The 24,184-nt window shown below is 65.6% G+C and carries 19 protein-coding genes; 10 read left to right on the top strand and 9 right to left on the bottom strand.

The window, feature by feature from the left end:
* Nucleotides 1-99: 99 nt before the first annotated feature.
* From ABDW57_RS25525 to ABDW57_RS25515, 3 genes are all read right to left on the bottom strand, one after another.
* Complete coding sequence (locus tag ABDW57_RS25525; protein ID WP_343732954.1) at nt 100-3,330, bottom strand: efflux RND transporter permease subunit; 3,231 nt, start codon at nt 3,328-3,330, stop codon at nt 100-102.
* Between the two features lie 14 nt (nt 3,331-3,344).
* Complete coding sequence (locus ABDW57_RS25520; RefSeq protein WP_343732953.1) at nt 3,345-4,514, bottom strand: efflux RND transporter periplasmic adaptor subunit; 1,170 nt, start codon at nt 4,512-4,514, stop codon at nt 3,345-3,347.
* A 208-nt stretch (nt 4,515-4,722) separates the two neighbouring features.
* Nucleotides 4,723-5,145 carry a divergent PAP2 family protein gene (locus tag ABDW57_RS25515; RefSeq protein WP_343732952.1) on the bottom strand — a complete coding sequence of 141 codons (423 nt, stop codon included), beginning with the start codon at nt 5,143-5,145 and terminating at the stop codon, nt 4,723-4,725.
* Nucleotides 5,146-5,255: 110 nt separating this feature from the next.
* On the opposite strand from ABDW57_RS25515, the gene ABDW57_RS25510 reads away from it, so the two are divergent.
* The 3 genes from ABDW57_RS25510 to ABDW57_RS25500 all read left to right on the top strand — a co-directional run bounded on the left by ABDW57_RS25510 (nt 5,256) and on the right by ABDW57_RS25500 (nt 7,752).
* A complete protein-coding gene (locus ABDW57_RS25510; RefSeq protein ID WP_343732951.1) occupies nt 5,256-6,317 on the top strand; it encodes a DUF475 domain-containing protein in 1,062 nt (353 codons plus the stop codon).
* 34 nt (nt 6,318-6,351) lie between these two features.
* The gene (locus ABDW57_RS25505; RefSeq protein WP_343732950.1) at nt 6,352-6,723 is read left to right on the top strand and encodes a hypothetical protein; all 372 of its coding nucleotides are present in this window, start codon (nt 6,352-6,354) and stop codon (nt 6,721-6,723) included.
* 75 nt (nt 6,724-6,798) lie between these two features.
* Nucleotides 6,799-7,752 (top strand): hypothetical protein, encoded by a 954-nt coding sequence (locus tag ABDW57_RS25500; RefSeq protein WP_343732949.1) that lies wholly within the window; start codon nt 6,799-6,801, stop codon nt 7,750-7,752.
* A gap of 94 nt (nt 7,753-7,846) precedes the next feature.
* Here ABDW57_RS25500 and ABDW57_RS25495 read toward each other — a convergent pair whose 3' ends face one another.
* On the bottom strand, nt 7,847-10,126 hold the full coding sequence (locus ABDW57_RS25495) for a hypothetical protein (protein WP_343732948.1): 2,280 nt from the start codon (nt 10,124-10,126) through the stop codon (nt 7,847-7,849).
* Between the two features lie 120 nt (nt 10,127-10,246).
* Nucleotides 10,247-11,710, bottom strand: a complete 1,464-nt coding sequence (locus ABDW57_RS25490; RefSeq protein ID WP_343732947.1) for an efflux transporter outer membrane subunit — start codon at nt 11,708-11,710, stop codon at nt 10,247-10,249.
* A 91-nt stretch (nt 11,711-11,801) separates the two neighbouring features.
* Between ABDW57_RS25490 and ABDW57_RS25485 the strand changes: the two genes are divergently transcribed.
* From ABDW57_RS25485 to ABDW57_RS25470, 4 genes are all read left to right on the top strand, one after another.
* Nucleotides 11,802-12,419, top strand: a complete 618-nt coding sequence (locus ABDW57_RS25485) for a TetR/AcrR family transcriptional regulator (RefSeq protein ID WP_343732946.1) — start codon at nt 11,802-11,804, stop codon at nt 12,417-12,419.
* 85 nt (nt 12,420-12,504) lie between these two features.
* Complete coding sequence (locus tag ABDW57_RS25480) at nt 12,505-13,599, top strand: efflux RND transporter periplasmic adaptor subunit (RefSeq protein WP_343732945.1); 1,095 nt, start codon at nt 12,505-12,507, stop codon at nt 13,597-13,599.
* Nucleotides 13,596-16,706 carry an efflux RND transporter permease subunit gene (locus ABDW57_RS25475; protein WP_343732944.1) on the top strand — a complete coding sequence of 1,037 codons (3,111 nt, stop codon included), beginning with the start codon at nt 13,596-13,598 and terminating at the stop codon, nt 16,704-16,706. The genes ABDW57_RS25480 and ABDW57_RS25475 overlap by 4 nt, the downstream gene beginning before the upstream one ends.
* 17 nt (nt 16,707-16,723) lie before the next feature.
* Complete coding sequence (locus tag ABDW57_RS25470) at nt 16,724-17,530, top strand: oxidoreductase (RefSeq protein WP_343732943.1); 807 nt, start codon at nt 16,724-16,726, stop codon at nt 17,528-17,530.
* A gap of 4 nt (nt 17,531-17,534) precedes the next feature.
* Here ABDW57_RS25470 and ABDW57_RS25465 read toward each other — a convergent pair whose 3' ends face one another.
* Nucleotides 17,535-18,515 (bottom strand): serine/threonine protein kinase, encoded by a 981-nt coding sequence (locus ABDW57_RS25465; protein ID WP_343732942.1) that lies wholly within the window; start codon nt 18,513-18,515, stop codon nt 17,535-17,537.
* Nucleotides 18,516-18,578: 63 nt separating this feature from the next.
* On the opposite strand from ABDW57_RS25465, the gene ABDW57_RS25460 reads away from it, so the two are divergent.
* From ABDW57_RS25460 to ABDW57_RS25450, 3 genes are all read left to right on the top strand, one after another.
* Nucleotides 18,579-19,274 (top strand): UPF0149 family protein, encoded by a 696-nt coding sequence (locus ABDW57_RS25460; protein ID WP_343732941.1) that lies wholly within the window; start codon nt 18,579-18,581, stop codon nt 19,272-19,274.
* Between the two features lie 50 nt (nt 19,275-19,324).
* A complete protein-coding gene (locus ABDW57_RS25455; RefSeq protein ID WP_343732940.1) occupies nt 19,325-20,653 on the top strand; it encodes an Nramp family divalent metal transporter in 1,329 nt (442 codons plus the stop codon).
* 83 nt (nt 20,654-20,736) lie between these two features.
* Entirely contained in the window at nt 20,737-21,612 is an 876-nt protein-coding gene (locus ABDW57_RS25450) for a cupin-like domain-containing protein (RefSeq protein WP_343732939.1), read from the top strand.
* On the opposite strand, the gene ABDW57_RS25445 is transcribed toward ABDW57_RS25450, so the two are convergent.
* From ABDW57_RS25445 to orn, 3 genes are all read right to left on the bottom strand, one after another.
* Nucleotides 21,596-22,462, bottom strand: coding sequence for an alpha/beta hydrolase (locus tag ABDW57_RS25445; RefSeq protein ID WP_343732938.1), 867 nt, complete (start codon nt 22,460-22,462; stop codon nt 21,596-21,598). The genes ABDW57_RS25450 and ABDW57_RS25445 overlap by 17 nt on opposite strands.
* A 102-nt stretch (nt 22,463-22,564) precedes the next feature.
* On the bottom strand, nt 22,565-23,551 hold the full coding sequence (locus ABDW57_RS25440) for a DUF1176 domain-containing protein (protein WP_343732937.1): 987 nt from the start codon (nt 23,549-23,551) through the stop codon (nt 22,565-22,567).
* On the bottom strand, nt 23,551-24,138 hold the full coding sequence (gene orn, locus ABDW57_RS25435) for an oligoribonuclease (protein ID WP_343732936.1): 588 nt from the start codon (nt 24,136-24,138) through the stop codon (nt 23,551-23,553). The genes ABDW57_RS25440 and orn overlap by 1 nt, the downstream gene beginning before the upstream one ends.
* Between the last annotated feature and the right edge of the window lie 46 nt (nt 24,139-24,184).

Genomic DNA, 24,184 nt, shown 5'->3' with positions numbered 1-24,184 from the left:
CAGCATACACCAAAAAACGCCAAACCGAGCGAACGCTCTGCATTTCATTAATAAAAAAAGGGCCCGAAGGCCCTTTCTTGTGCTTAATTAAAAATACTTTTAAGCAATCTTGCGTTCTGGCTCCTGCGGCGCTGCCGGCGGTTGCTTGCGGCCCGTCAGCTTGCGCACGCCAGCCATGATCAGGCGGTAGATGAAGCGCACGAACACCAGGAACAGGATCGCTTCCACCACGATCGAGGCCACCGCGGCCACCATGCCGAAGCGCTCGGCGCGGCGGTGCATCTTGGCCAGGGCGCTGTCCTTCTTGATCTCGATACTGTCGTAGAAGGTCGGCACCATGAGCAGGGTCAGCAGGGTCGAGGTGATGGTGCCGCCGATAATCGCGATGGCCATCGGACGGTAGAACTCGCCGCCCTCGCCAAGGCCGATGGCCACCGGCAGCATGCCGGCGATCAGCGCAAAGGTGGTCATCAGGATAGGACGCAGACGCATGCGGCCGGCGTACATCAGCGCATCCTCGCGGCCAAAGCCCTCTTCCTCGCGCTTGCGCGCCGCATCCAGCAGCAGGATGGCGTTTTTCGCGACCAGGCCCATCAGCATGATCACACCGATCAGGCTCATCAGGTTGATGGTGCTGTTGGTGGCCAGCAGGCCCAGCACCACACCAATCAGCGACAGCGGCAGCGACAGCATCACCGCGATTGGCGCCGTGAACGAGCCGAACTGCATCACCAGGATCAGGTACATCAGGCCCACGCCAGCCACCAGCGCAATGCCCATGGCGCCAAACACTTCCTGCATGTCCTTGCCGGCGCCGCCCAGCGCCAGGCCATAGCCCGGCGGAAAGTCGATGTCCTTGACCAGCTTCATGGCGTCGGCGGTCACCTCGCCCGGCGAGCGGCCTTCGACGTTGGCGCTGACCGAAATCACGCGCTTGCCATCCTTGTGCTTGATGGTGGACGGGCCTTTGCCCATCGTCACCCGGGCGATCTGGTCCAGCGGCACCATCTGGCTGGTGCCGGAAACGGCGATCGGCAGGCGCTCGATGTTCTCGGCGCTGGTGCGGTCTTCCGGCGCCAGGCGCACCGCCACGTCGCGCGACTCGCCGGTCGGGTCGACCCAGTCGCCCACCTCGATACCGGCAAAGGCCACGCGCAGCGCTTGCGCGGCATCGCCGGCGGCAATGCCCATCGAGTTGGCCAGACCACGATTCAGCTCGATCTGCAGCTCGTCCTTCGGATCCATTTCCGACAGGCCGACGTCCACCGCGCCCGGCACCTTGCGCAGGCGGTCCATGAAGGCATTGGTGATTTCCATCAGCTTGCGCGAATCGGTGCCGGTGAATTCAATCTGCACCGGCTTGCGGGCGCCATTGCTCAGGTCGTCCAGCACGGTGTACTCGGCGCCCACCAGGCCGGCCAGCTTCTCGCGCAATTCCTTGGCGATCTCGATGGCGCCACGCTTGCGCTCGGTCTTCTTGCCGATGTCGACATAAATGCGGCCGCCGCTCAGGTTGACGTAGCTGTTGGTTTCCTTGGTTTCCTTGATGCCGCGGGCAATCACGGCCGCCTTTTCCAGCTTCAGGCGCGAGTATTCCAGCGAGCTCGACGACGGGGTCCGCACATCGATCGCGATGGTGCCCCAGTCCGAGGCCGGCACAAAGCTGGCGCCGCCGTATTTGCCCTGCAGCACCAGCGCGCCGACGAAGGTGGCCACCGCGATCACGCCCATCGAGCGGCGGTGATGCAGCGCCCATTCGATCACATTGCCGTAGCGGTCAGCCTGGTGGTCGAACCAGTGATTGAACTTGGCAAAATACTTTTCCAGCCCCTTGCGCGGCGCGTCGTGGTGGCCCGGCGGGTCGCCCCAGAAGGCCGACAGCATCGGGTCCAGCGTGAACGAGATCAGCAGCGATACCGCCACCGAGCAGGTCACGGTCAGCGCGAACGGACGGAACCATTCGCCGGTGATGCCCGGCATGAACGCCACCGGAATAAACACCGCCATGATGGAGAAGGTGGTGGCCGCCACCGCCATGCCGATCTCGGCCGTGCCTTTCAGCGCGGCGGTGCGGCGGTCGGCCCCCAGCTGCATGTGGCGCACAATGTTTTCGCGCACCACGATGGCATCGTCAATCAGCACGCCAATCGCCAGCGACAGGCCCAGCAGGGTCATGAAGTTCAGCGTGAAGCCGCACAGCCAGACGCCGATGAAGGCCGCCAGCACCGAGGTCGGCAGCGACAGCGCGGTGATCAGGGTCGAGCGCCACGAGTTGAGGAAGGCGTACACCACAAAGATGGTCAGGCCGGCGCCAAACACCAGCGCATGGATCACGTTGTCCAGGCTGCTCTCGGCATTCTCGCCGTCATCCTGGGTGATTTCCAGCTTGGTGCCGGCCGGCATTTCCTTCTGCATTTCCTCGGCCATGGCCTTGATCTTGCGGGCCACCGTCACGGTCGAGGCGTCGCGCGAGCGGGTCACCGAGATGCCGACGTTCGGCTTGCCGGAGCGCACGCTCAGGCTGTTCACCTCGGCAAAGCCGTCCTGGATGGTGGCCACCTGCGACAGGCGCACCAGCTCGTTGCCATTGCGCTTGACCACCACCTGCTGGAACTCTTCCGGACGCTCGATGCGGCCGACCAGGCGGATGCTTTTTTCATCGAGCTCGCCGCGCACCTTGCCGACCGGCGCGTTGGTGTTCTGGTTGCGCAGCGCGTTGACCACGTCGCCAATCGAGACGTTGTACTCGCGCAGCTTCTCGGCCTTCAGCAGCACGCTCAGCTCGCGCTTGAGCGAACCGTCGATGTTGACCGAGGCCACGCCATCGATGCCGCGGAAGCGGTCGGCCAGCTTGTCCTCGGCCAGGCGCGAAATCTCCGCATGGCTTTGCGAGCTGGACGACAGCGCCATCTGCATCACCGGCTGCGCCGACGGGTCGATGCGCACCAGGATCGGCTCGCGCATCTCGGTCGGCAGCTTGTAGCGCACCGCCGCGATGGCATTGCGGATCTCGTCCGAGGCCTCGATCAGGTTCTTGGTAAACGTGAACTTGATGAAGATGCTGGCCGAGCCTTCCGAGGCGGTGCTGTTGGTCTCGGTCACGCCGGTGATCGAGTTCAGCGATTTTTCCAGACGGTTGATGATCTCGCGCTCGACCGTCTCCGGCGAGGCGCCCGGATACGGAATATTGACCACGATGAACGGGACTTCCACGTCCGGGTTCTGGTTGACGCGCAACTTGCTCAGCGCCATCAAGCCCAGGCACATCATCGCGACGATCAGCACGATCGTGGCGATGGGCCGCTTAATACTGAAATCTGACAGGAACATGGCTGTTTATCCTTTTATTTTTCCGCGACCTTGCCTGCCGAGGCCGAAGCCACCGCCTTAGGCGCCGTCAATTCCACTTTCTGGCCATCCTTGAAACCGGAGGCCGGCACGCGCACCACCATGTCGCCGGCCTGCAAGCCGCTCAGCACCTGCAGGCGGCCGCTGCGCTCATCGCGCGCGCCCAGGGTCAGCGGCACCTTGGCCAGCACCCCGCCCTTCACGCGCCAGACATAATTGCTGTCGCCGGCCTGCACCAGCGCCGACGGCGGCACCATCAGCGACGAGGTGGTCTGCGATTCCACCCGGCCTTCGGCATACAGGCCGGCCACGCCCGGACGGGTGGCGTCGGCAAACTCCACCAGCACCTCGACCTGGCGCGTGACCGCGTTGGCGGCCGGGTCCACGCGCTTGATCTTGCCGTTGAAATTCTGGCCCTGGTAACCGTTCACGCGGAACAGCACCGGCTGGCCGACCTTGACCACGCCGATCTTGTCGGCCGAGACCATGCCCTCAAAGCGCATGCTGGTCGGATCGATCACCTTGATCAATTCCTTGCCCACCTGCGCGGTATCGCCGTTGGACACCTTGCGGTCGCTGACGATGCCGTCAAACGGCGCGCGCACCACGGTGCGGGTCAGTTGCTGGCGCGCCGCCACCGAACGCGAACGGGCCGCCGCCAGATCGCTCTGGGCATTGTTGCGGCGCACTTCGGCGTCTTCCATGGCGGTGGTCGAGACCATGCCGGAGGCCAGCAGGGTTTTCTGGCGCTCGTACATGCGCTGGGCCTGGGCCAGCGACTGTTCGGCGGCGCGGGTGGCCTCGTCGGCCGAGGTCAGGCTGTCGCGGATGGCGGTTTCGTCCAGGCGCAGCAGCACATCGCCTTTTTTAACCGTCTCGCCATTTTCCTTGAGTACCTGAACTACAACCGCGCTCACCTCGGCGCGCAGGTCGGCGCGGCGTTCCGGCTGGATCGAGCCGGTGATCACCGGGCCGGAGGCCAGCGCGTCGGACTGGACGGTCAGGGTATCTTCCGGCGACATCTGTAAAGTCACTTTCGGAGCGTCTTTACCTGCGGAAGCAGAGGCCGAAGCGCTGGCTCCGGCTTTTTCAGGCTCCTGGGCTGATTTGCCGCATGCAACCAGGGCAGAGGCAATGGCGAGAGCTAGAAGGGTTTTGCGCAACATAAAGTTCTCCGAGAAAGTGGCACGTGAGGTGCTTTTAGAATTAGCCAGACTACAGGGCGCAGAGTATCCGCGACCAGCGTTGTCAGGTCAATCACAGTGCGACGGACGGTAGAATTTGTGGCTGAAACGCCAAATACGGGGATGAACGGTAAACCGGGGATGTACGGAACCGGACATAATCCGGCCCCAAAGCGGACAGCGCGGACAGTCAGCCGCGGCCGAACACCGCGTTAATGATGTTACCCATCATGATGCCGGTGGTGAGGCCGCCGGCGATTTCCACCAGCGTATGGCCCATGCGCTCGCGCAGCCACTGGTGGCCGCTGTCGTCTTTGGCGATGCGGTTGATGGCGGCGGCCTGCTTGCCGACATGCTGGCGCAGGCTGTTGGCATCGATGATCACGATAAAGCACAGCGTCACCGCCACGCCAAAGGCCGGATGGCCGATGCCCTCGCGCAGCGCGATCAGGGTGGCCATGCTGGACACCACCGCGCTATGGTTGCTCGGGAAGCCGCCGTTGCCGACCAGATTGAAGGCCCACTTGCGCGCCCTGGCGCTGTTAATCAGGAATTTGATCGGCCCCACCGTGATCCAGGTAAGCAGCGGGGTGACGAGATAAGCGATATCCATTCGTGGCAGTCCTATGCATTTTTGTGGCGCCATTATGGCAGACGGCCCCCAGCGGCGGAAGCAAGTAATATAAAATTCAACTTGTTACCATCATTTCAAAAAAGATAACCATGCAGCACTTCCGCGTCTCCTTTGCCGTCACCTTCATCCTTATGGTCCTGGCCGGTTGGTGGGGCTACAACCATGGTGGCGTCAGCGGCCTGGCGCAAGCCTTGTGGATCACCGCCGTGCTGGGCGTGATGGAAGTGTCGCTGTCGTTTGACAACGCGGTGGTCAATGCCTCGGTGCTGCGCCACTGGAACGAATTCTGGCGCAAGCTGTTCCTGACGGTCGGCATCCTGATTGCCGTGTTTGGCATGCGCCTGGTCTTCCCGCTGCTGATCGTCTCCATGGCCACCGGCCTCGGCCTGCTGGAAGTGTGGCACATGGCCACCACCACGCCCGAGGAATATTCACGCTACCTGACCGGCGCCCACGCCGAGGTGGCGGCCTTTGGCGGCGCCTTCCTGCTGCTGGTATTCCTCAACTTCCTGTTCGACGACCAGAAAGAGCTGCACTGGCTGGGCTGGATCGAGGAAAAACTGGGCAAGCACGGCACCGAAAGCCTGGCCGTGCTGCTGGCGCTGGCGGCGGTGTTTGGCTGCGTCTCGCTGGTCGGCGGCGAGGAGCAGTACAAAGTGCTGGTGGCCGGCGTGGTTGGCGTCATCATCTACCTGGCGGTGGGCTGGATCAGCAGCCTGCTGGAAGAGGAGGAACCGGCGGAGGACGACGACGACACCACCGAAGCCGGCGTCGGCCCGGTGGTGGCCACGGTGGCCAGGGGCAGCTTTGGCGGCTTCCTGTACCTGGAAGTGCTGGATGCCTCGTTCAGCTTTGACGGCGTGATCGGCGCCTTTGCCATCACCACCGACGTGGTCATCATCATGCTGGGCCTGGCCATCGGCGCCATGTTCGTGCGCTCGCTGACCGTGTTCCTGGTGCACAAGGGCACGCTGGACGAATACGTCTATCTGGAGCATGGCGCGCACTACGCCATCGGCATCCTGGCCATCATCATGCTGGCCAGCGTGAAATACCATATTCCGGAGTGGTTTACCGGCCTGTCGGGCGTGGCCTTCATTGCCGTCTCGCTGTGGTCATCGGTGCGCCACAAACGCCTGCACGCGGCATGATAAGATACGCAACGTTGCCTAACTCAGAACTGCCATGACCACATCCAAACGCGTATTCCTGTACTGTGTCGGCCTGCTGGCCGTCGCCCTGCTGCTGCTGGCCGCCTACACCTGGGCCATGCTGCACATCTCGTATTCGGAAGGCGAGCGCGCCGGCTACCTGCAGAAATTCTCCACCCGCGGCTGGGTGTGCAAGACCTGGGAAGGCGAAATCCTGCTGACCTCGATGCCGGGCGCGATCCCGGAAAAGTTCGAGTTCAGCGTGCGCGATGAAAAGGTGGCCAAAGACCTGACCGCCGCCACCGGCAAGCGCGTCATCCTCAGCTACGCGCAGCACAAGGGCGTGCCGACCCAGTGCTTCGGAGAAACCGAGTATTACATCACCAAGGTCACAGTCCAGCAGTGAGGCCCGCCACTGCGCAGGCGTCAAGCGCTGTTTTTTGATTTCCGGTAGACTCAGCATTTTGCCGGAACTTCAAATATGCAACGTACCCTGTTCGCCGCTGCGGCGCTGGCCGTGGCGGGCATGACATCGGCGCAGGAAGTGACCGTTTATGGCGGCGCGCTGCGCGTCAAGGAAGCCGACGAAGCCACCTTCAGCGCTGGCGCTTCCTACTCCCATCCCCTCGGCGAGCATTTCGCGCTCAGCCTGGACTACCTGAACGAAGGCCATCCCCTGAGCCACCACCGCGACGGCGTGGCCAGCCAGCTGTGGGTGCGCAGCGGCAGCAATGCGCCGGGCTGGAGTTTCGGCGCCGGCATCGGCCAGTACTATTATTTCGACACCAGCGACCTGCACAGCACGACCGGCGCGCGCTACACCAACGACCACGGCTGGGCCAACATCTACAGCGTGCAGGCGACCTACCACTACCCGGACAGCCGCTGGTACAACCAGCTGCTGGTCACCCGCATCACGCCGTCGGGCAAAGACTCGACCACCTCGCTGATGCTGGGCGTGGGCTACCAGTTCAACGGCGTCAAAGGCGACAAACTGCATCTGGATGGCAGTTCCGCCGATGAAGCGATCACACTGATGGCGGGGCAAGGGATCACCAACAGCCTGCGTTCGGAAACGGCGGCGATCGCCGCGCTGGAATACCGGCGCGCGGTGGGGCGCTATGTGGACTGGACGGTGACGGCGCTATACGAGGGCAACAGCGCGCAGAGCAAGCGCAACGGCGTAGCCACGCAATTGTGGCTGATCCGTTCCCTGAATCAGAAAGTGGAACTGGGCATGGGTGCCGGCCCCTACTTCAACGCCCAGGTGCCGGACGGCGAAGGCCAGCGTTCGCACCGCGCCGGGCTGGTGACGGTAGGCGCGCGCTACCACATCGACCGGCGGGTGGTGGCGGAAGCCACGTGGAACCGCGTGGTGACCGACTACCACCGCGACGCCGACCTCTTCCTGATCGGCCTCGGCTACAGCTTCTAAACTCCGGGGTCAGGTCCGCCATTTCTACACGAACTCAGCCGTAGCGGTCGCTACGGCTGAGTTCGTGTAGAAATGGCGGACCTGACCCCGGAGTTTAGCGGGCGCGCCAGACGGCTTTGCCGGACTCGGCCGGCGCGGCCTGGCGTGCGGCTTCTTTGCGGGCGCGGGCGTCGTCAAGGGTGGCAACCACGGTGCCGCCCTCTGCCGCCAACGCTTCTTCCGCCGCGACTTTGGCCTGGACGGATGCCAGCACTTTCTGCGCGGCCGCCAGGCGCCGGGTTTCCAGTTCCAGCAATTTCTGCTTGGCCGCCGTCATCGCAGCCGTGGTGTCGGCCACCTTGCGCTGCATGGCGGCGTGCGCCTGGGCAGTTTCCAGCAGGGCTTTCTGCGCCGCCGCCTTGTCGGCCACCGCTTGCGCGGCTTCCTGTTCGGCCAGCTCGCGCTGACGCATGGCGTCCGCTTCCGCCTGTTCCTCATCCGCACGCCGACGGGCGCTGGCGGCCACATTCTTCTCCGCTTCCAGACGACCGGCAATCGCCTGCGAGGCACGCATTTCCGAGGCGGTGGTGATGCGCTGCTGCGTCAGCTTCTGGTCGATCAGCGCCAGCGACTTGCGCTCGGTGTCCACGAATTCGCGCTCGGCGGCCAGCAATTCTTCCGCCTTGGCGGCCTTTTCCTGCTCTACGCGGGCGCGCTCGGCATGCACCACGCCCAGCTCCACCGCCAGGTTGGCTTGCGCCGCCAGCGCCTGCGCGGCAATGGCTTTCTGCTCGGCTTCGGCCGACACCTGCGCCGCCATCACGCGCGCCGCTTCCGCTTCCTGATTGGCGGCAGCGCTCAGCCGGTGGTCGGCTTCGCGCTGCTGACGCAAGGCCTCGGTCTGCGCGCGCTCGGCAGCCACGCGCTGTTGCGCGGCTTCGGTGGCCAGTTGCTCGGCTTCCAGTTTTTCTTTGAGGGCGACGATGGCCTGCCGCTCGGCTTCGGCACGCGCCTGCTCGGCTTGCAGCAGCAGCGCCGCTTGTGCAGCGCGCTGCTCCGCCAGCGCGGTGGCGGCCGCTTGCACTTCCACCTGCTGTGCCAGGGTGGCGATTGCTTCCTGCTCGGCGGCGTTCTGGCTGGCCAGCAGCTCCGCGGCGGCACGCGACTTGGCGGCGCGCTCATCGGCCAGCCCGGCCGCGCGTTGTTGTTCCAGCTGGTCGGTGCGGGCCGCTTCGGCCGCGGCTTCATCCGCAGCCTGACGCAGCCTGGCCTGCTCCATGGCTTCGGCTTCGGCTTCTACCTTGGCCAGCGTGGCGATCTCGGCCTCCTCTTCCGCCTGTACGCGGGCCAGCGCCACGGCGCGCAGCTGATTGTCGACTTCGATGCGCGCCTCGGTGGCGGCAATGATGCGGGCGTCCGCTTCGCGGCGCGCCTGCGCCGCGGCGGCGGCCACGGCTTCCATGCGCTCGCGGTGGATTGCGGCATCGCGGATTTCTTTTTCGGTTTGCAGACGCAGGCGCAGCGATTGCGCGGCGCTGCGCTCGGACTCGGCCTTGGCCAGCGCGATCTGCTCGCGTTCCTGTTCCAGGTGCGCCAGCGCACGGGCCTCTTCCAGCGCGCGCACTTCGGCGGCGGAACGGTTGAAGGCCGATTCCAGCGCGATCTGGTCGGCGCGCTCGCGCTGCTTGGTCAGTTCCAGCGCTTCCGCTTCCGCTTCAGCCAGTTGCTGCGCAGTCTGGCGGGCGGCGGCGGCGTGGCGCTCGCGCTCCCGCGCCAGGGTGGCGACGCGGGCGTCGGCCGAGGCGATGCCCACCACTTCTTCCTTGGCCGCCTGCACGGCAGCCACGCGTTCCGCCGCTTGCAGGCGGGCTTGTTCGGTTTGCGCCTGCAGCTCGGCGGCGGCGCGCGACGCTTGCTCGGCCAGTTCCGCCTCGGTGGCGATTTGTTCGTGCGCCCGCTTGCGGCTTTCCTCTTCCGCCCGGGCGCGCTCCTCGGCGGCCTTGCGGATCTGGTTGTCGGCCTCGGCGCGGGCGCGCAGCTCGGCGGTTTCCTGTTTGACGGCATCCAGACGCGCCACGCTGGCCTGGGCGGCCGCGCGCAGCGATTCCAGCCGCTCCTGATTGGCCTTGATGGCCTCCTCGGCCGCCTGCGCATTCTGCAGCGCGACCGCGGCGGCGGCGGCATCCATGGCGGCGCGGTCCTCGGCCAGCGCGCGGGCACGGGCTTCGGCGTGGGCGCGGCTTTCGGCGGCGCACGCGGCCTTGGCTTCAGCTTCCACCCGGGCGATCGCTTCCTGGATGGCTTTCATTTCCATCGCGGCACGCGGCATGGCCGCAGGCTCCTCTGCCTCTTGCAGCGAGACCATGGGAATGGGAAGCAAAGCGTTATCGTTCATGAGAGTACTCGCTAAAGAGGATTTCCGAGCTCTCATTATCACGTGGCAGACAGGCAAGCCGAACCGCAAGAAGAGGCGGAAAAACCCGCCAATTCTGCGATTGCCGCCGCGCCGGCGCCGTCACTCCTGACGCAGCGCCAGTGCCGGCCGCGCGCCCTCCCAACCGCCGCCCAGCGCCCTGAACGCGGCGACGGCGGCGCGGGCGCTCTCGGCCTGCGCCTGGGCACGCGCATCGGTGGCGCGCAGCAGGCTGTCATCGGCCTGCAGCACCTCGATCAGGCTGACCACGCCTTTCTGATAAGCGGCAAACGCGGCGCTGCGGGCGCGGCCGAGCGCCTCCACGCCCTCGCTCAGCGCCGCCGTCTGCTGTTCCCGCCGCACCAGGGCGGAGTAGGCATTTTCCACATCTTCGGCAGCGCGCAGCACGACCAGCCGGTAGGCCGCCAGCGCTTCCGCCTCCTGCCCCCGGGCCTGGCCGATCTGCGCATTGATGCGGCCAAAGTCGAACAGCCGCCAGCGCAGCCCCAGCGCGGCCGAGGCCTGGCTGGCGCCGCCGCTGAACAGATTGCCGCCGGAGACCGTGGTGGCGCTGCCCACCAGGCCGCTCAGCGACAGCTTGGGGTAATACTCGGCAATCGCAACGCCGATGCGCGCATGGGCGGCGGCCAGCCGGCGCTCGGCCACGATCAGGTCCGGACGGCGCCGCAGCAGCTCGCCCGGCGTGCCGGCCGGCGCGATCTGCGGCGCGGCCGGAATCGCCACGGCCTCGGCCAGTTCGCCCCGGTGCGTACCCGGCAGCGTTCCCAGCATCACATCCAGCGCGTTCATGGCCGCATCCAGCCCCGCCTCCAGCACAGGAATCGAGGCGCGCACCTGCGCCAGCGCGCCTTCCGCTTGCCTGAGCTGCAGCTCCGCCGCCAGCCCCTTGCCATACAACAGCTTGACGGTGGACACCAGCTCCTGCTGCGTCTGCACTTGCTGGCGCGCGATCGCCAGACGGCTCTGCAAGCCACGGATGCTGATATAGGTGTCAGCCGTTTGCGCCGCCACCGCCAGGCGCGCGGCCGCCGCCCCCGCCTCCGAGGCCTGATACTCAGCCTGCGCCGCCTCCCGTCCACGGCGCAGCCCGCCGAACAGATCCAGTTCCCAGGCAGCGCCGGCATTCATCTCGTAAGCATTGCCATAACGATCAAAGCCGGGCGTTGCATTCAGCACCTTGCCCAGCGGCGTCTCCACCGACTGATAAGCCCTGGCCGCCTGGCCGGAGACATTCCCGGACGGCAGCAATGCGGCATCCGCCGCGCCCAGCCCGGCCCGGGCCTGGGCCACGCGCGCAGCCGCCTGCGCCAGATCGAGATTTTGTTCAAGCGCGCGCTCGACGTAGCGGCTTAGCAGCGGATCGGCAAACCCGGTCCACCAGACGGCCAGTTCGGCGCTGCCGGCGGCCTGGCGGCGCTCGACCGCAGCCTGGCCCTGGAACCGGTCCGGCATGGCGGTATCAGGGCGCACGTAATCGGGACCGACGGCGCAACCGGTGGCAAAACTGGCAACAATCAGCGCGGCAAAAGTAGATTTTGGCAACATGGGACGCTTTCATTAACGGTGGAATCGGTGACCATAATACCAAATGGTCACAAGTTGTCCAACCCTGGCGTTTTGGCGTATGCTGGCGCCTATGACAAATCCCAGCACCTACCCCACTCCGGCCCGCGGGCCGGCGGACCACGATGTCCGCGACCAGATCCTGGCAGCAGCAACCGAGCATTTCAGCCACTACGGCTATGCCAAAACCACGGTTTCCGACCTGGCCAAGTCGATCGGTTTTTCCAAGGCCTACATTTATAAATTCTTTGAATCCAAGCAGGCCATAGGCGAGGCGATCTGCTCCAACTGCCTGCGCCAGATCCAGGCCGAGGTCAGCGCCGCCGTGGCCGAGACCGACCAGCCGCCAGAGAAGCTGCGGCGCATGTTCAAGGCCTGCACCGAGGCCAGCCTGCGCCTGTTCTTCCAGGACCGCAAACTGTACGAAATTGCCGCCTCGGCCGCCACGGAGCGCTGGCAATCGGTGCTGGCCTACGAAGAAAGCGTGCGCAAGCTGCTGCAGGAAGTGCTGCAGGCCGGCCGCCAGTCCGGCGACTTCGAGCGCAAGACGCCGCTGGATGAAACCGCCATGTCGATCTATCTGGTGATGCGCCCCTACCTCAATCCCTTGCTGCTGCAGTACAGCTTTGACTACACGGAAGACGCCCCGGCACAATTGTCCAGCCTGGTGCTGCGCAGCCTGTCGCCGTGAAACTTGTCGCATGATTGTGACTGTTGACTAAATTGGTCACTGGAACCATAATGAGCACTCCTATCACTTTGCTCATGGGATGCTCATGTTCCGGCGATATCCAACCCCAGTCATTTATGCCCTGCTGCCGCTAACGCTGCTGGCCTGCAGCGAAAAACCCGCCACCGATCCGCGCACCGAGGCGCCGCTGGTGCGCGCCGCCCCGGTCGAACCAGCCGAGGCCGCCTCACGTTCATTCACCGGAACCGTCGCCGCCCGGGTCCAGAGCGACCTCGGTTTCCGCGTTGCCGGCAAGGTGCTGGAACGGCTGGTGGACGCCGGGCAAACCGTCAAGCGCGGCCAGCCCCTGATGCGCATCGATCCGGTCGACCTGAAGCTGGCCGCCCACGCCCAGCAGGAAGCCGTCAGCGCGGCCCGTGCGCGGGCCCGCCAGGCCAGCGAAGACGAGGCGCGCTACCGCGACCTGCGCGGCACCGGCGCCATCTCGGCCTCGGCCTACGACCAGGCCAAGGCCGCCGCCGATGCCGCCAAGGCCCAGCTCAGCGCGGCCGAGGCCCAGGCCGACGTCGCCCGCAACGCCAGCGGCTATGCGCTGCTGGTGGCCGACGGCGATGGCGTGGTGATGGAAACGCTGGCCGAACCCGGCCAGGTGGTCAGCGCCGGCCAGCCGGTGGTGCGCCTGGCCCATGCCGGCCGGCGCGAAGCGCTGGTCCAGCTGCCGGAAACACTGCGTCCCGCCCTCGGCTCCGCCGGCCAGGCCACCTTGTTTGGCAAGGACGATGTCAGCGTGGCCGCCAGGCTGCGCCAACTGTCGGACACCGCCGACCGCCTGACCCGCACCTTCGAGGCGCGCTATGTGCTGGAGGGCGAACTGGCCAACGCGCCGCTGGGCGCCACCGTCACCATTCGCATCCCCGACGGGCCGGCGGCGGCGCCCGGCGGCCTGCAAGTGCCGATCGGCGCCCTGTACGACGCCGGCAAGGGACCGGGCGTGTGGCTGATCAGCGGCAATCCGGCCAAGGTCAGCTGGCGCCCGGTCGCGGTGCAGCAACTCGATGAAGACCGCGCCCGTGTCAGCGGCAACCTGCAACAAGGCGACCGCATCGTCGCGCTGGGCGCCCATCTGCTGCGCGACGGCGCCCCGGTGCGCATTGCCGCCACCGCAGGAGCACGGCCGTGAGCGCGGGCCGTTTCAACCTGTCGGCGCTGGCGGTGCGCGAGCGCGCCGTCACGCTGTTCCTGATCTGCCTGATCTCGCTGGCCGGGGTCCTGTCCTTCTTCAAGCTGGGACGGGCGGAAGATCCGGCCTTCACGGTCAAGGTGATGACCATCGTCACCGCCTGGCCCGGCGCCAGCGCGCAGGAAATGCAGGACCAGGTCGCGGAAAAACTGGAAAAGCGCCTGCAGGAATTGCGCTGGTACGACCGCAGCGAGACCTATACCCGCCCCGGCCTCGCCTTCACCACCCTCACCCTGCTCGACAGCACGCCGCCCTCGGAGGTCAAGGAAGAGTTTTACCAGGCCCGCAAGAAAGTCGGTGACGAAGCCGCCAACCTGCCGGCTGGCGTGATCGGCCCGATGGTCAATGACGAGTATGCCGACGTCACCTTTGCCCTGTTTGCGCTCAAGGCCAGGGGCGAGCAGCAGCGCCTGCTGGTGCGCGACGCCGAAACGCTGCGTCAGCGCCTGCTGCGCGTGGCCGGCGTGAAAAAGGTCAACATCGTTGGCGAGCAATCGGAACGGATTTACATCGAGTTCTCGCACGCACGCCTGGCCACGCTGGGCATCAGCCCCCAGGACGTGTTTGCCGCCCTCAACGGCCAGAACATGCTGACGCCGGCCGGTTCGGTGGAAACCAGGGGCCCGCAAGTCTTCATCCGCCTGGATGGCGCCTTTGACCAGTTGCAGAAGATCCGCGACACGCCAGTCGTGGCGCAAGGCCGCACGCTGAAATTATCCGATGTCGCCACCGTCAAGCGCGGCTACGAAGACCCGGCCACCTTCATGATCCGCAACGGCGGCGAGCCGGCCCTGCTGCTGGGCGTCGTCATGCGCGAGGGCTGGAACGGCCTCGACCTGGGCAAGGCGCTGGACAGCGAAGTCGGCGCCATCAACGCCGAGCTGCCGCTGGGCATAAGCCTGAGCAAGGTGACCGACCAGGCCGTCAATATCAGCTCGGCGGTCGACGAGTTCATGGTCAAATTCTTTGTCGCCCTGCTGGTGGTGATGCTGGTGAGTTTTGTCAGCATGGGCTGGCGCGTCGGCATTGTGGTGGCGGCGGCCGTGCCGCTGACCCTGGCCGTGGTGTTTGTCATCATGGCCGCCACCGGCAAGAATTTCGACCGCATCACCCTCGGCTCGCTGATCCTGGCGCTGGGCCTGCTGGTGGACGACGCCATCATCGCCATCGAGATGATGGTGGTCAAGATGGAGGAAGGCTACGACCGCATTGCCGCCTCCGCCTACGCCTGGAGCCACACGGCGGCGCCCATGCTGTCCGGCACGCTGGTGACAGCGGTCGGCTTCATGCCCAACGGATTTGCCCGCTCCAGCGCCGGCGAGTACACCAGCAATATGTTCTGGATCGTCGGCATCGCGCTGATCGCCTCGTGGGTGGTGGCCGTGGTGTTCACGCCCTACCTGGGCGTCAAGCTGCTGCCGGAAATGAAGGCCGTCGCCGGCGGCCACGAGGCGCTGTACGACACGCCGCGCTACAACCGCTTCCGTCAGGTGCTGGGGCGCGTCATCGCCCGCAAATGGCTGGTGGCCGCTTCCGTGATCGGCTTGTTTGTGGCCGCCATCCTGGGCATGGCGCTGGTCAAGAAGCAGTTTTTCCCGATCTCCGACCGGCCGGAAGTGCTGGTGGAGGTGCAACTGCCATACGGCAGCGCGATTGCGCAAACCAGCGCTGCCGCCGCCAAAGTCGAAGCCTGGCTGAGCAAGCAGCCGGAAGCGAAAATCGTTACCGCCTACATCGGCCAGGGCGCACCGCGCTTTTACCTGGCGATGGGGCCGGAACTGCCCGATCCTTCGTTTGCCAAGATCGTCATCCGCACCGACAGCCAGCACGAGCGCGATGCGCTCAAGCAGCGCCTGCGCGCGGCGGCAGCCGCCGGCCTGGCGCCCGAGGCGCGGGTACGCGTCACCCAGCTGGTGTTCGGCCCGTATTCGCCGTTCCCGGTGGCCTACCGCGTCAGCGGTCCGGACCCGGCGCAACTGCGCGGCATCGCGGACCAGGTGCAACATCTGATGGAAAGCAGCCCGATGATGCGCACTGTGAACACCGACGGCGGCGTCCGCGTCCCCACCCTGCACTTCGTGTTGCAGCAGGACCGCCTGCAGGCGGTGGGACTGAGCACCAGCGCGGTGGCGCAGCAGCTGCAATTCCTGCTCAGCGGCGCGCCCGTCACCAGTGTGCGCGAAGACATCCGCACCGTGCAGGTGGTGGCGCGCTCGGCCGGAGGGGCGCGGCTCGATCCGGCCCGGATCGGCGACTTCACCCTGGCTGGCGCCAACGGCCAGCGCATTCCGCTGTCGCAGGTGGGCAAGGTCGAGGTGCGCATGGAAGAACCGGTGCTGCGCCGGCGCGACCGCCTGCCGACCATCACCGTGCGCGGCGACATTGCCGATGGCTTGCAGCCGCCGGACGTATCAACCGCCATCAGCGCGCAGCTGCAGCCGATCATCGACAAGCTGCCGGCCGGCTACCGCATCGAACAGGCCGGCTCGATCGAGGAGTCGGGCAAGGCGACCAAAGCCATGGCGCCGCTGTTCCCCATCATGCTGGCCATCACCCTGCTGCTGATCATTTTCCAGGTGCGCTCGATTGCGGCAATGGTGATGGTGTTCCTCACCAGCCCGCTGGGCCTGATCGGCGTGGTGCCGACCCTGATCCTGTTCCAGCAGCCGTTTGGCATCAACGCGCTGGTCGGGCTGGTCGCGCTGTCGGGCATCCTGATGCGCAACACGCTGATCCTGATCGGGCAGATCCACCACAACGAGGCCGCCGGGCTGGATCCGTTCCGCGCCGTGGTCGAGGCCACCGTGCAGCGCGCGCGGCCGGTGATCCTGACCGCGCTGGCCGCCATCCTGGCCTTCATTCCGCTGACCCATTCGGTATTCTGGGGCACGCTGGCCTACACCCTGATCGGCGGCACTTTGGCCGGGACGGTACTGACGCTGGTGTTCCTGCCGGCCATGTACTCGATCTGGTTCAAGATCCGGCCGCAGGAGGCCACCACCGCAACGGAGCCTGATGCCGGGCGCGTCGATTACCTGCGAGCTTAAATCTGAAAGGAAATACCATGAGGACATCCCAAGTTGTGCTGGTGACCGGCGTGTCGTCGGGCATCGGGCGGGCGGCGGCCGAACAATTCGCGCAGCGCGGCTGCGAAGTGTTTGGCAGCGTTCGCAATCTTTCCAAGGCCACGCCGATCCGCGGCGTCACGCTGATCGAAATGGACGTGCGCGACACCGCTTCGGTGCAGCGCGCCATTGCCGCCATCATCGGCCGTGCCGGGCGCATCGACGTGCTGGTCAACAATGCCGGCATGAACATGATGGGTGCGGTGGAGGAAACCAGCGTGAGCGAGGCGCAGTCGCTGTTCGACACCAATCTGTTCGGCCTGCTGCGCACCACTCAGGCGGTGTTGCCGCATATGCGCGAACAGCGCGCCGGCCGCATCGTCAACGTCAGCTCCGTGCTGGGTTTCCTGCCGGCGCCTTACATGGGCCTGTATTCGGCGTCCAAGCACGCGGTCGAGGGAGTATCGGAAACGCTGGATCACGAGGTGCGCCAGTTCGGCGTGCGCGTCACGCTGGTCGCGCCCTCCTACACCAGGACCAGCCTGGACAGCAATTCGCCGTCGGCCAGCGCGCCGATCGCCGCTTACGACCGCGAGCGCGGCATTGTCACGCAGGCGGTGGCCGGCAATGTCAGCGGCGCCCCGCAGCCGGACAGCGTGGCCGCCACCATCGTCGAGGCGGCACTGGGCAAATGGCGCATGCGGCGCCAGCCGCCGGGTCAGGCCTCGCTGCTGAGCAAGCTGCGCCGCTTCATGCCGGCCGGACCGGTGGACGCCAGCCTGCGCAAGGGAGTGGGCCTGGTCTGAGCGCTCAGACCGGCAGTGGCGGCTCGTCCATCAGCGCCACCTGCTCGCGCAGCTCCAGCACGCGGTCTTGCCAGTAGCGCTGCGTGTTGAACCAGGGGAAAGCGGCCGGAAACGCCGGGTCGTCCCAGCGCCGCGCCAGCCAGGCCGAATAGTGGATCAGGCGCAGCGTGCGCAGCGCTTCCACCAGGTGCATCTGGCGCGGATTGAATTCGCAGAAGTCTTCGTAGCCGGCCAGGATGTCGCCCATCTGGCGTACCTGCTCGGCGCGCTCGCCGGACAGCATCATCCACAAATCCTGGATCGCCGGCCCCATGCGCGCATCGTCAAAGTCGACGAAATGCGGACCGGCATCGGTCCACAGCACGTTGCCGCCGTGGCAGTCGCCGTGCAGGCGCAGCTGCGGCAGCTCGCCGGCGCGCTCGTAGCAGCGGCGCACGCCGTCCAGCGCCTGCTGGGCGATGCTGGCGTAGGCGGCTTTCAAATCGTCCGGGATGAAGCCGTTGACCTGTAAAAAATCACACGGCTCGGTGCCGAAGGTGTCGATGTCCAGCGCCGGCCGGTGCTGGAAGGCCCTGGCCGCGCCCACCGCGTGGATGCGGCCGATGTAGCGCCCGGTCCACTCCAGCACCGCCGGATCGCCCAGCTCGGGCGCGCGGCCGCCGTGGCGGGTGAACACGGCAAAGCGGAAGCCCTGGTAATGATGCAGTGTGGCGCCGTGCAGGGCCAGCGCCGGCACCACCGGAATCTCGGCGGCGGCCAGCTCCTGGGTGAAGGCGTGCTCTTCCAGGATAGCATCGTCGCTCCAGCGGCCGGGGCGATAGAATTTCACCACCAGCGGCTTGTCGTCTTCAATGCCCACCTGGTAGACGCGGTTTTCATAGCTGTTCAGCGCCAGCAGGCGGCCGTCGCCGCGCAAACCGATGCTGTCGAGGGCGTCGAGCACGCAGTCCGGGCTCAATGCGGAATATGGGTGAGGTACAGTCATAGCGCCATTGTACGGGGCGCGGCGTGTATACTGTCATATTCACCCAAATAAATAGAGCAAGTTATGCAACTCGATCAGCCCCTGAGCGAAAAAGAATTCGACGAACTGGACAGTTTCCTGCTGTCCGACCGCACGCCGGAAGACGCCATGACCATGGACATGCTCCATGGCTACCTGACCGCCATCGCCATCGGCCCGGAACCCATCATGCCGGCAGAATGGCTGAAGAAAGTCTGGGGCAAGGACGACAGCGACGTGCCGAAGTTCAAGCACGAGAAGGAAGAACAGCGCATCATCCACCTCATCATGCGCTTCATGAACGAGGTGCTGGTGACGTTTGAAGTGGCGCCGAAGGAATTCGAGCCGCTGTTCGTCGAGCACGAGCACGAAGGGCAGACCCTGATCAACGCCGAAGCCTGGTGCTGGGGCTTCTGGGAAGGCATGGAACTGCGCCCCGGCTCGTGGGACCCGATCTGGGATTCCGAACAGTCCGACCTGATGCGTCCGATCTACCTGCTGGGCGCCGACGAAATCGAGGAAGAGGAATTGCCGCTGGTGGAAGACCCGGTCAAAGCCCACAAGCTGGCGCTGGAACTGGAAGCCAACCTGCCGAACATCTACAAATTCTGGCTGCCGCGCCGCAAGGCCGGCGTCGAGACCGTCAAGCGCGACGAGCCGAAAGTCGGCCGCAATGACGACTGCCCTTGCGGCAGCGGCAAGAAGTACAAGAAGTGCCACGGCGCCGAATCGGCGGAATGACAGAGGCAGCCGTCTTTCTTCTACAGTAGAATTCAGGCATCTTTTTCAGGATGCCTATGTTCTCCTTCAAGCTCCCCACCACCGCTACCGCCCCGTTCTGCCCCTCCGAGGTCGCCGGCACCGTCTCCGTGCCGGAAAGCGATCCGTTCTGGAAAAAAGTGCTGCGCTTTGCCGGCCCCGGCCTGCTGGTCTCGGTCGGCTACATGGACCCGGGCAACTGGGCCACGGCGATCCAGGGCGGCTCGCAGTTTGGTTATCAACTGCTGTTCGTGGTGGTGCTGTCCAGCCTGGCGGCGATCGTGCTGCAATGCCTGAGCATGCGGCTGGGGATCGTCACCGGCAAGGATCTGGCTGTGCATTGCCGCGAACAGTATCCGCCGGTGGTCGGCAAGACGCTGTGGGGCTTTGCCGAAATCTCCATCATCGCCTGCGACCTGGCCGAGGTGCTGGGCTGCGCGCTGGCGTTCAAGCTGCTGCTGGGCGTGTCGCTGCCGGTGGGCGTGGCGCTGACCGCGCTTGATACCATGATCGTGCTCGGTCTGAAAGGCAAAGGCTTCCGCCAGGTGGAAGCCATCGTGCTGGGCCTGATTTTGACGGTGGCGATCTGCCTGTTCACCGAACTGATTTTCGTCAAGCCGGACTGGCAGGCGGTGGCGGCCGGGCTGGTGCCGTCGATCAGCGCCCTGTCCGCGCGCGAGCCGCTGTACCTGGCCATCGGCATCCTTGGCGCCACCGTGATGCCGCACAACCTCTACCTGCATTCCTCGGTGGTGCAGACGCGCGTGGTCAGCAAGAGCGATCACGCCAGGCGCGAAGCCATCGGCCTGTCGCGCATCGACACCGTGGTATCCCTGCTGCTGGCCCTGCTGATCAACGGCTCCATCCTGGTGCTGGCGGCGGCCGCCTTCCACGAACCCGGCAATGAACGCGTGCTGGACATCGATGAAGCCTACCGCCTGCTGGAGCCGGTGGCCGGCACCGCGCTGGCCGCCGTCCTGTTCGGGCTGGCGTTGCTGGCCTCCGGCCAAAGCTCCACCTTCACCGGCACCATCGCCGGCCAGGTGATCATGGAAGGCTTCCTGAAAATGAAGATCCCCTGCTGGCAGCGGCGCGCCATCACGCGCGGGCTGGCGCTGGTGCCGGCCATGATCGGCGTGCTGACGCTGGGCGAACACTCGGTCGGCAAGCTGCTGGTGCTGAGTCAGGTGGTGCTGAGCATGCAACTGCCCTTCGCCATGTACCCGCTGATCAGCCTGACGTCGCAACGGCGCATCATGGGCAACTTCGTCAACGCCTGGTGGACCACCGCGCTGTCGTGGTTCCTGTTCGCCATCATTTCCAGCGCCAACGCCTGGCTGGTGCTGCAGGCCTTGGCCTGAACCGTTTCATTTGCCTGGTAGCTTGCTCCAGATTAGCCGATTTCGACGATCGCGTAAAATAGACGCCCTCCAAGGAATTGTTTATGTCGAACGAAGTATCGAAGCGGCTGCCGCCGCGCATCATTCTCTCGCCGGAGGAACTGGCCGCCAAAAAGCAGGCACTGGAACAGCGCGACGCGCAGATACGCGGCGTCAGCTCCATCCACGAAATGCGCGAGGCCATCAAACAGGCGTCGCGGGTGCTGCCTGTCTTGACGGAAGTGCCGCGCTTGAAGCTGCGTGATGCAGCCGGCTTCCGCGCGCGCGCCATGCAGGGTTTGCCGTTTCTGGTCGATGGCATCGTTGGCCGCTGGCCGCTGACCCGGCACACGCCTGACATGCTGCGCGACCGCTACGCGCAGCTGCATGTGCGCGCCCGCGTGGGCGATTACATCAACACCGCTTTCGCGCCGGACCGCGCCATGCAGGATATGACCATGGCCGACTATCTCGACCTGGCCGGACGCACCGAGGGCCTGCCGCCCTACCTTGGCAACCTGGAGCTGAAGGAGTTGAACAGCATGTGCCACTGGCCGACCTGGTTCGACAAAATGGGGCCTGCCCGTTTCTGGATCGGCCCGGCCGGCACGGTCACGCCGCTGCATTGCGATTACGACGACAATATCTTCGCCCAGATCTGGGGCACCAAGCGCATCATCCTGTCGCCGCCGCATCACGACGAATTCCTGTATGTGCGTGAAGCCAGCGCCATGTTGTTTGGCTCGCCGTTCGATCCGGAGTCGCCGGACTACGGGCAATTCCCGCTGGCGCGCCAGGCCAGCATGATCGAGGTAACCGTCCATCCCGGCGACATGCTGTACGTGCCGGCCGGCTGGTATCACCAGGTGCGCGCGCTGACGTTCTCGCTGTCCTCCAACCGCTGGGCGCGCGGCGTGCCTTTCGTCATGCGGGCGGCTTGAGCACGAAGGCCGCCACTTCGTCCAGCGTCGGCGCCAGCCAGCGCAGCGGCGCGGCGATGGTCGCCACCAAGGTTGTATGCCGCACCGAGTCGTAATAGTTTTCCTGCACCGGTACCTGCTGCGCGCGCAATAGCGCCGCCAGCTGGCCGGTATTGCGCGCCGGCTCCACCAGTTTGTCCTTGGCCGCCGCGATCAGCAGGGCCGGCGGCGCACCGGCGCGGACGTGGTGGATCGGCTGCGAATCGGTCGGGGTATCGGGGAAGTGAAACACCGGCTTGGTGGTGGGATTCTCAATCGGCAGGAAGTCATACGGGCCGGCCAGGCCGATCCAGCCGCGCAAGCTGGCGGGCCTCATGCCCTGCTCGCCCAGCCAGCGCGGATCGAGCGCCACCATGGCGGCGTTGTAGGCGCCGGCGCTGTGCCCCATCACAAACAACCGCTTCGGATCGCCGCCATAACGCGCCGCCTCGCGCGCCGCCCATGCCACCGCCTGTGCGGCGTCGCGCAGGAAATCGGGATAGCTCACTTCCGGATGCAGGCGGTAATCGGCAATCACCGCGACAATGCCGCGCGACGCCAGTGCACGGCCGACAAAGGCGTAGTCGTCGCGCGCGCCGCCGACCCAGTTGCCGCCATAGAAGAACACCACTACCGGCGCCGGCCCGCGCAGATCGCGCGGCCGGTACACATCGAGCTTGCGGCGCGGCCCCTCGCCGTACGCCACGCCCTCGATGCACTCGGAGGCACCGCCCGGCGACAAGGCGTTGAGCGTCTTCAAAGGCGCGCAGGCGGCCAGCGCCAGCAGCAACAGCGGCACACCAACGGCAAGCAGGCGATAAGGTCGGGCCATGGCAAACACCAGGAATCACAGATGCCCTACTCTATCCCATCAGCAGCCGGGTCTGCGTGCGCCACAGCACCCGCCATGAAAAAAGCCGGCCCCGGCCGGCTTTCATCGCGTGGTCCACAGACGCAGCATAAAGCCGCCGCCCGGCATGCCCCGGCACATCGGGCCGATCGACGATTCCTTTAGCTTGAAGCCGTCGGCGGTCCACAGCCACTGATCGGAAGTCCCGCAATCGGCCAGCCCGCGTCCCTTGGCGAAAGAGCCCAGCACGCCCTTGTCGAAATACGGTTCGGTCAGCATGTCGTCCAGCTTGCCTTCCGCGTTCGGCAGCATGATGCGCACCGCCTTGTACGGCGGCTTGTCGCTCACGCGCCAGATGGCGTAGACCGATTGATAGGCGCCCCGCATGCACTCCTGAAACACCAGCATTTCAGATGCCGACAGGCGGGCGATCTCGCTGTTGCGTCCGGAATCGGCCGGCGGCGCATCGGCCTCGCAGTCGGCATCGCGCAAGGCGTTCAGGATGGCGGGCAGCAGCTTGGCGTCGCTCGCACGCGGCGCGGGAACGGATACGGCACGCAGCAGCGGCGCCGGCAAGGCGGCAGGCACCGCGCTGGCCGGCCTGGCGCCGGGACGCGACAAGGCGGTCACGGTGCCGACACGCCCCTGCAAATCGTCGATCTTGAGCAGCGCGGCCTTCAGGCCGGCCAGCGACAGTTCCCATCGATGCCGCGGATCGGAGACCAGCGCGACCTCCGCATCCTTCAGTGCCGGCAGCAGCAGCGCGACCTGGGCGGCGGTGAGCTCGCCCTGCGCAATGCCGCTGACGACCGTCTTGCCGGCGCGGATGGTGTAGGGACCGGTGTCGTCCTGGTCGAACTGCGCGTCGATGCGGGCGACCACCGCGGCGTTGCCGCCGGCGTCACGCCCCAGCCACAAGGTGACCGGCTGTGCGGCGTCCTCCGCCTGATAGCCGACCGCCTCGCAATGCCGGGTGTTGTCGCAGGCGAGCGCCCAATCCTTGAAGGTGAACTGCTGCGCCTGCGCACTGAATGCGATCAAGACGCCCAGCGCCAGCAGCAGCGGCTTCATCACAGCTTGATGAAGTGCTCGCGGTAGTACTTCAGTTCCTCGATCGACTCGATGATGTCGGCCAGCGCGGTGTGTTTCTGGGCTTTCTTGAAGCCGCTCACCATTTCCGGCTTCCAGCGCTTGCCCAGTTCCTTCAGCGTGGAGACGTCGATGTTCCGGTAGTGGAAGTAGGCTTCCAGCTTCGGCATGTAGCGCACCATGAAGCGGCGGTCCTGGCCGATGGTGTTGCCGCACATTGGCGCTTTGCCCTTCGGTACCCACAGCTTCATGAACTTGATCAGCTCCTCTTCCGCCTCGGCTTCGCTGATGGTGGACGCTTTCACGCGCTCGGTCAGGCCCGAGCGGCCGTGGGTGCCCTTGTTCCAGGCGTCCATCTTGTCCAGGGTTTCGTCCGACTGGTGGATCGCCAGCACCGGGCCTTCGGCCAGCACGTTCAGGTGCATATCGGTGATGACCATGGCCACTTCGATAATACGGTCGGTGTCCGGCTCCAGGCCGGTCATTTCCATGTCCACCCACACCAGGTTGAACTCGTTCTGGCGCGGCGTAGCGGCGGAACCTTCTGGCAAATCAGTAGCTTGTGACATAATTCTCTCTTGGCTAAATTAATCCGAATCCGCCATTTTCTCACAG

Origin of the sequence: Duganella sp., from assembly GCF_039595735.1 — a bacterium.
In the GTDB taxonomy this organism is placed as follows: domain Bacteria; phylum Pseudomonadota; class Gammaproteobacteria; order Burkholderiales; family Burkholderiaceae_D; genus Rugamonas.
Note: the sequence above shows the minus strand (reverse complement) of the source record. Positions and strands in the feature narration are given on the sequence as shown.

Coding starts and splice junctions, on each gene's coding strand:
- ABDW57_RS25525 (WP_343732954.1), bottom strand. CDS start 3,330: ATGTTCCTGTCAGATTTCAGTATTAAGCGGCCCATCGCCACGATCGTG.
- ABDW57_RS25520 (WP_343732953.1), bottom strand. CDS start 4,514: ATGTTGCGCAAAACCCTTCTAGCTCTCGCCATTGCCTCTGCCCTGGTT.
- ABDW57_RS25515 (WP_343732952.1), bottom strand. CDS start 5,145: ATGGATATCGCTTATCTCGTCACCCCGCTGCTTACCTGGATCACGGTG.
- ABDW57_RS25510 (WP_343732951.1), top strand. CDS start 5,256: ATGCAGCACTTCCGCGTCTCCTTTGCCGTCACCTTCATCCTTATGGTC.
- ABDW57_RS25505 (WP_343732950.1), top strand. CDS start 6,352: ATGACCACATCCAAACGCGTATTCCTGTACTGTGTCGGCCTGCTGGCC.
- ABDW57_RS25500 (WP_343732949.1), top strand. CDS start 6,799: ATGCAACGTACCCTGTTCGCCGCTGCGGCGCTGGCCGTGGCGGGCATG.
- ABDW57_RS25495 (WP_343732948.1), bottom strand. CDS start 10,126: ATGAACGATAACGCTTTGCTTCCCATTCCCATGGTCTCGCTGCAAGAG.
- ABDW57_RS25490 (WP_343732947.1), bottom strand. CDS start 11,710: ATGTTGCCAAAATCTACTTTTGCCGCGCTGATTGTTGCCAGTTTTGCC.
- ABDW57_RS25485 (WP_343732946.1), top strand. CDS start 11,802: ATGACAAATCCCAGCACCTACCCCACTCCGGCCCGCGGGCCGGCGGAC.
- ABDW57_RS25480 (WP_343732945.1), top strand. CDS start 12,505: ATGTTCCGGCGATATCCAACCCCAGTCATTTATGCCCTGCTGCCGCTA.
- ABDW57_RS25470 (WP_343732943.1), top strand. CDS start 16,724: ATGAGGACATCCCAAGTTGTGCTGGTGACCGGCGTGTCGTCGGGCATC.
- ABDW57_RS25465 (WP_343732942.1), bottom strand. CDS start 18,515: ATGACTGTACCTCACCCATATTCCGCATTGAGCCCGGACTGCGTGCTC.
- ABDW57_RS25460 (WP_343732941.1), top strand. CDS start 18,579: ATGCAACTCGATCAGCCCCTGAGCGAAAAAGAATTCGACGAACTGGAC.
- ABDW57_RS25455 (WP_343732940.1), top strand. CDS start 19,325: ATGCCTATGTTCTCCTTCAAGCTCCCCACCACCGCTACCGCCCCGTTC.
- ABDW57_RS25450 (WP_343732939.1), top strand. CDS start 20,737: ATGTCGAACGAAGTATCGAAGCGGCTGCCGCCGCGCATCATTCTCTCG.
- ABDW57_RS25445 (WP_343732938.1), bottom strand. CDS start 22,462: ATGGCCCGACCTTATCGCCTGCTTGCCGTTGGTGTGCCGCTGTTGCTG.
- ABDW57_RS25440 (WP_343732937.1), bottom strand. CDS start 23,551: ATGAAGCCGCTGCTGCTGGCGCTGGGCGTCTTGATCGCATTCAGTGCG.
- orn (WP_343732936.1), bottom strand. CDS start 24,138: ATGTCACAAGCTACTGATTTGCCAGAAGGTTCCGCCGCTACGCCGCGC.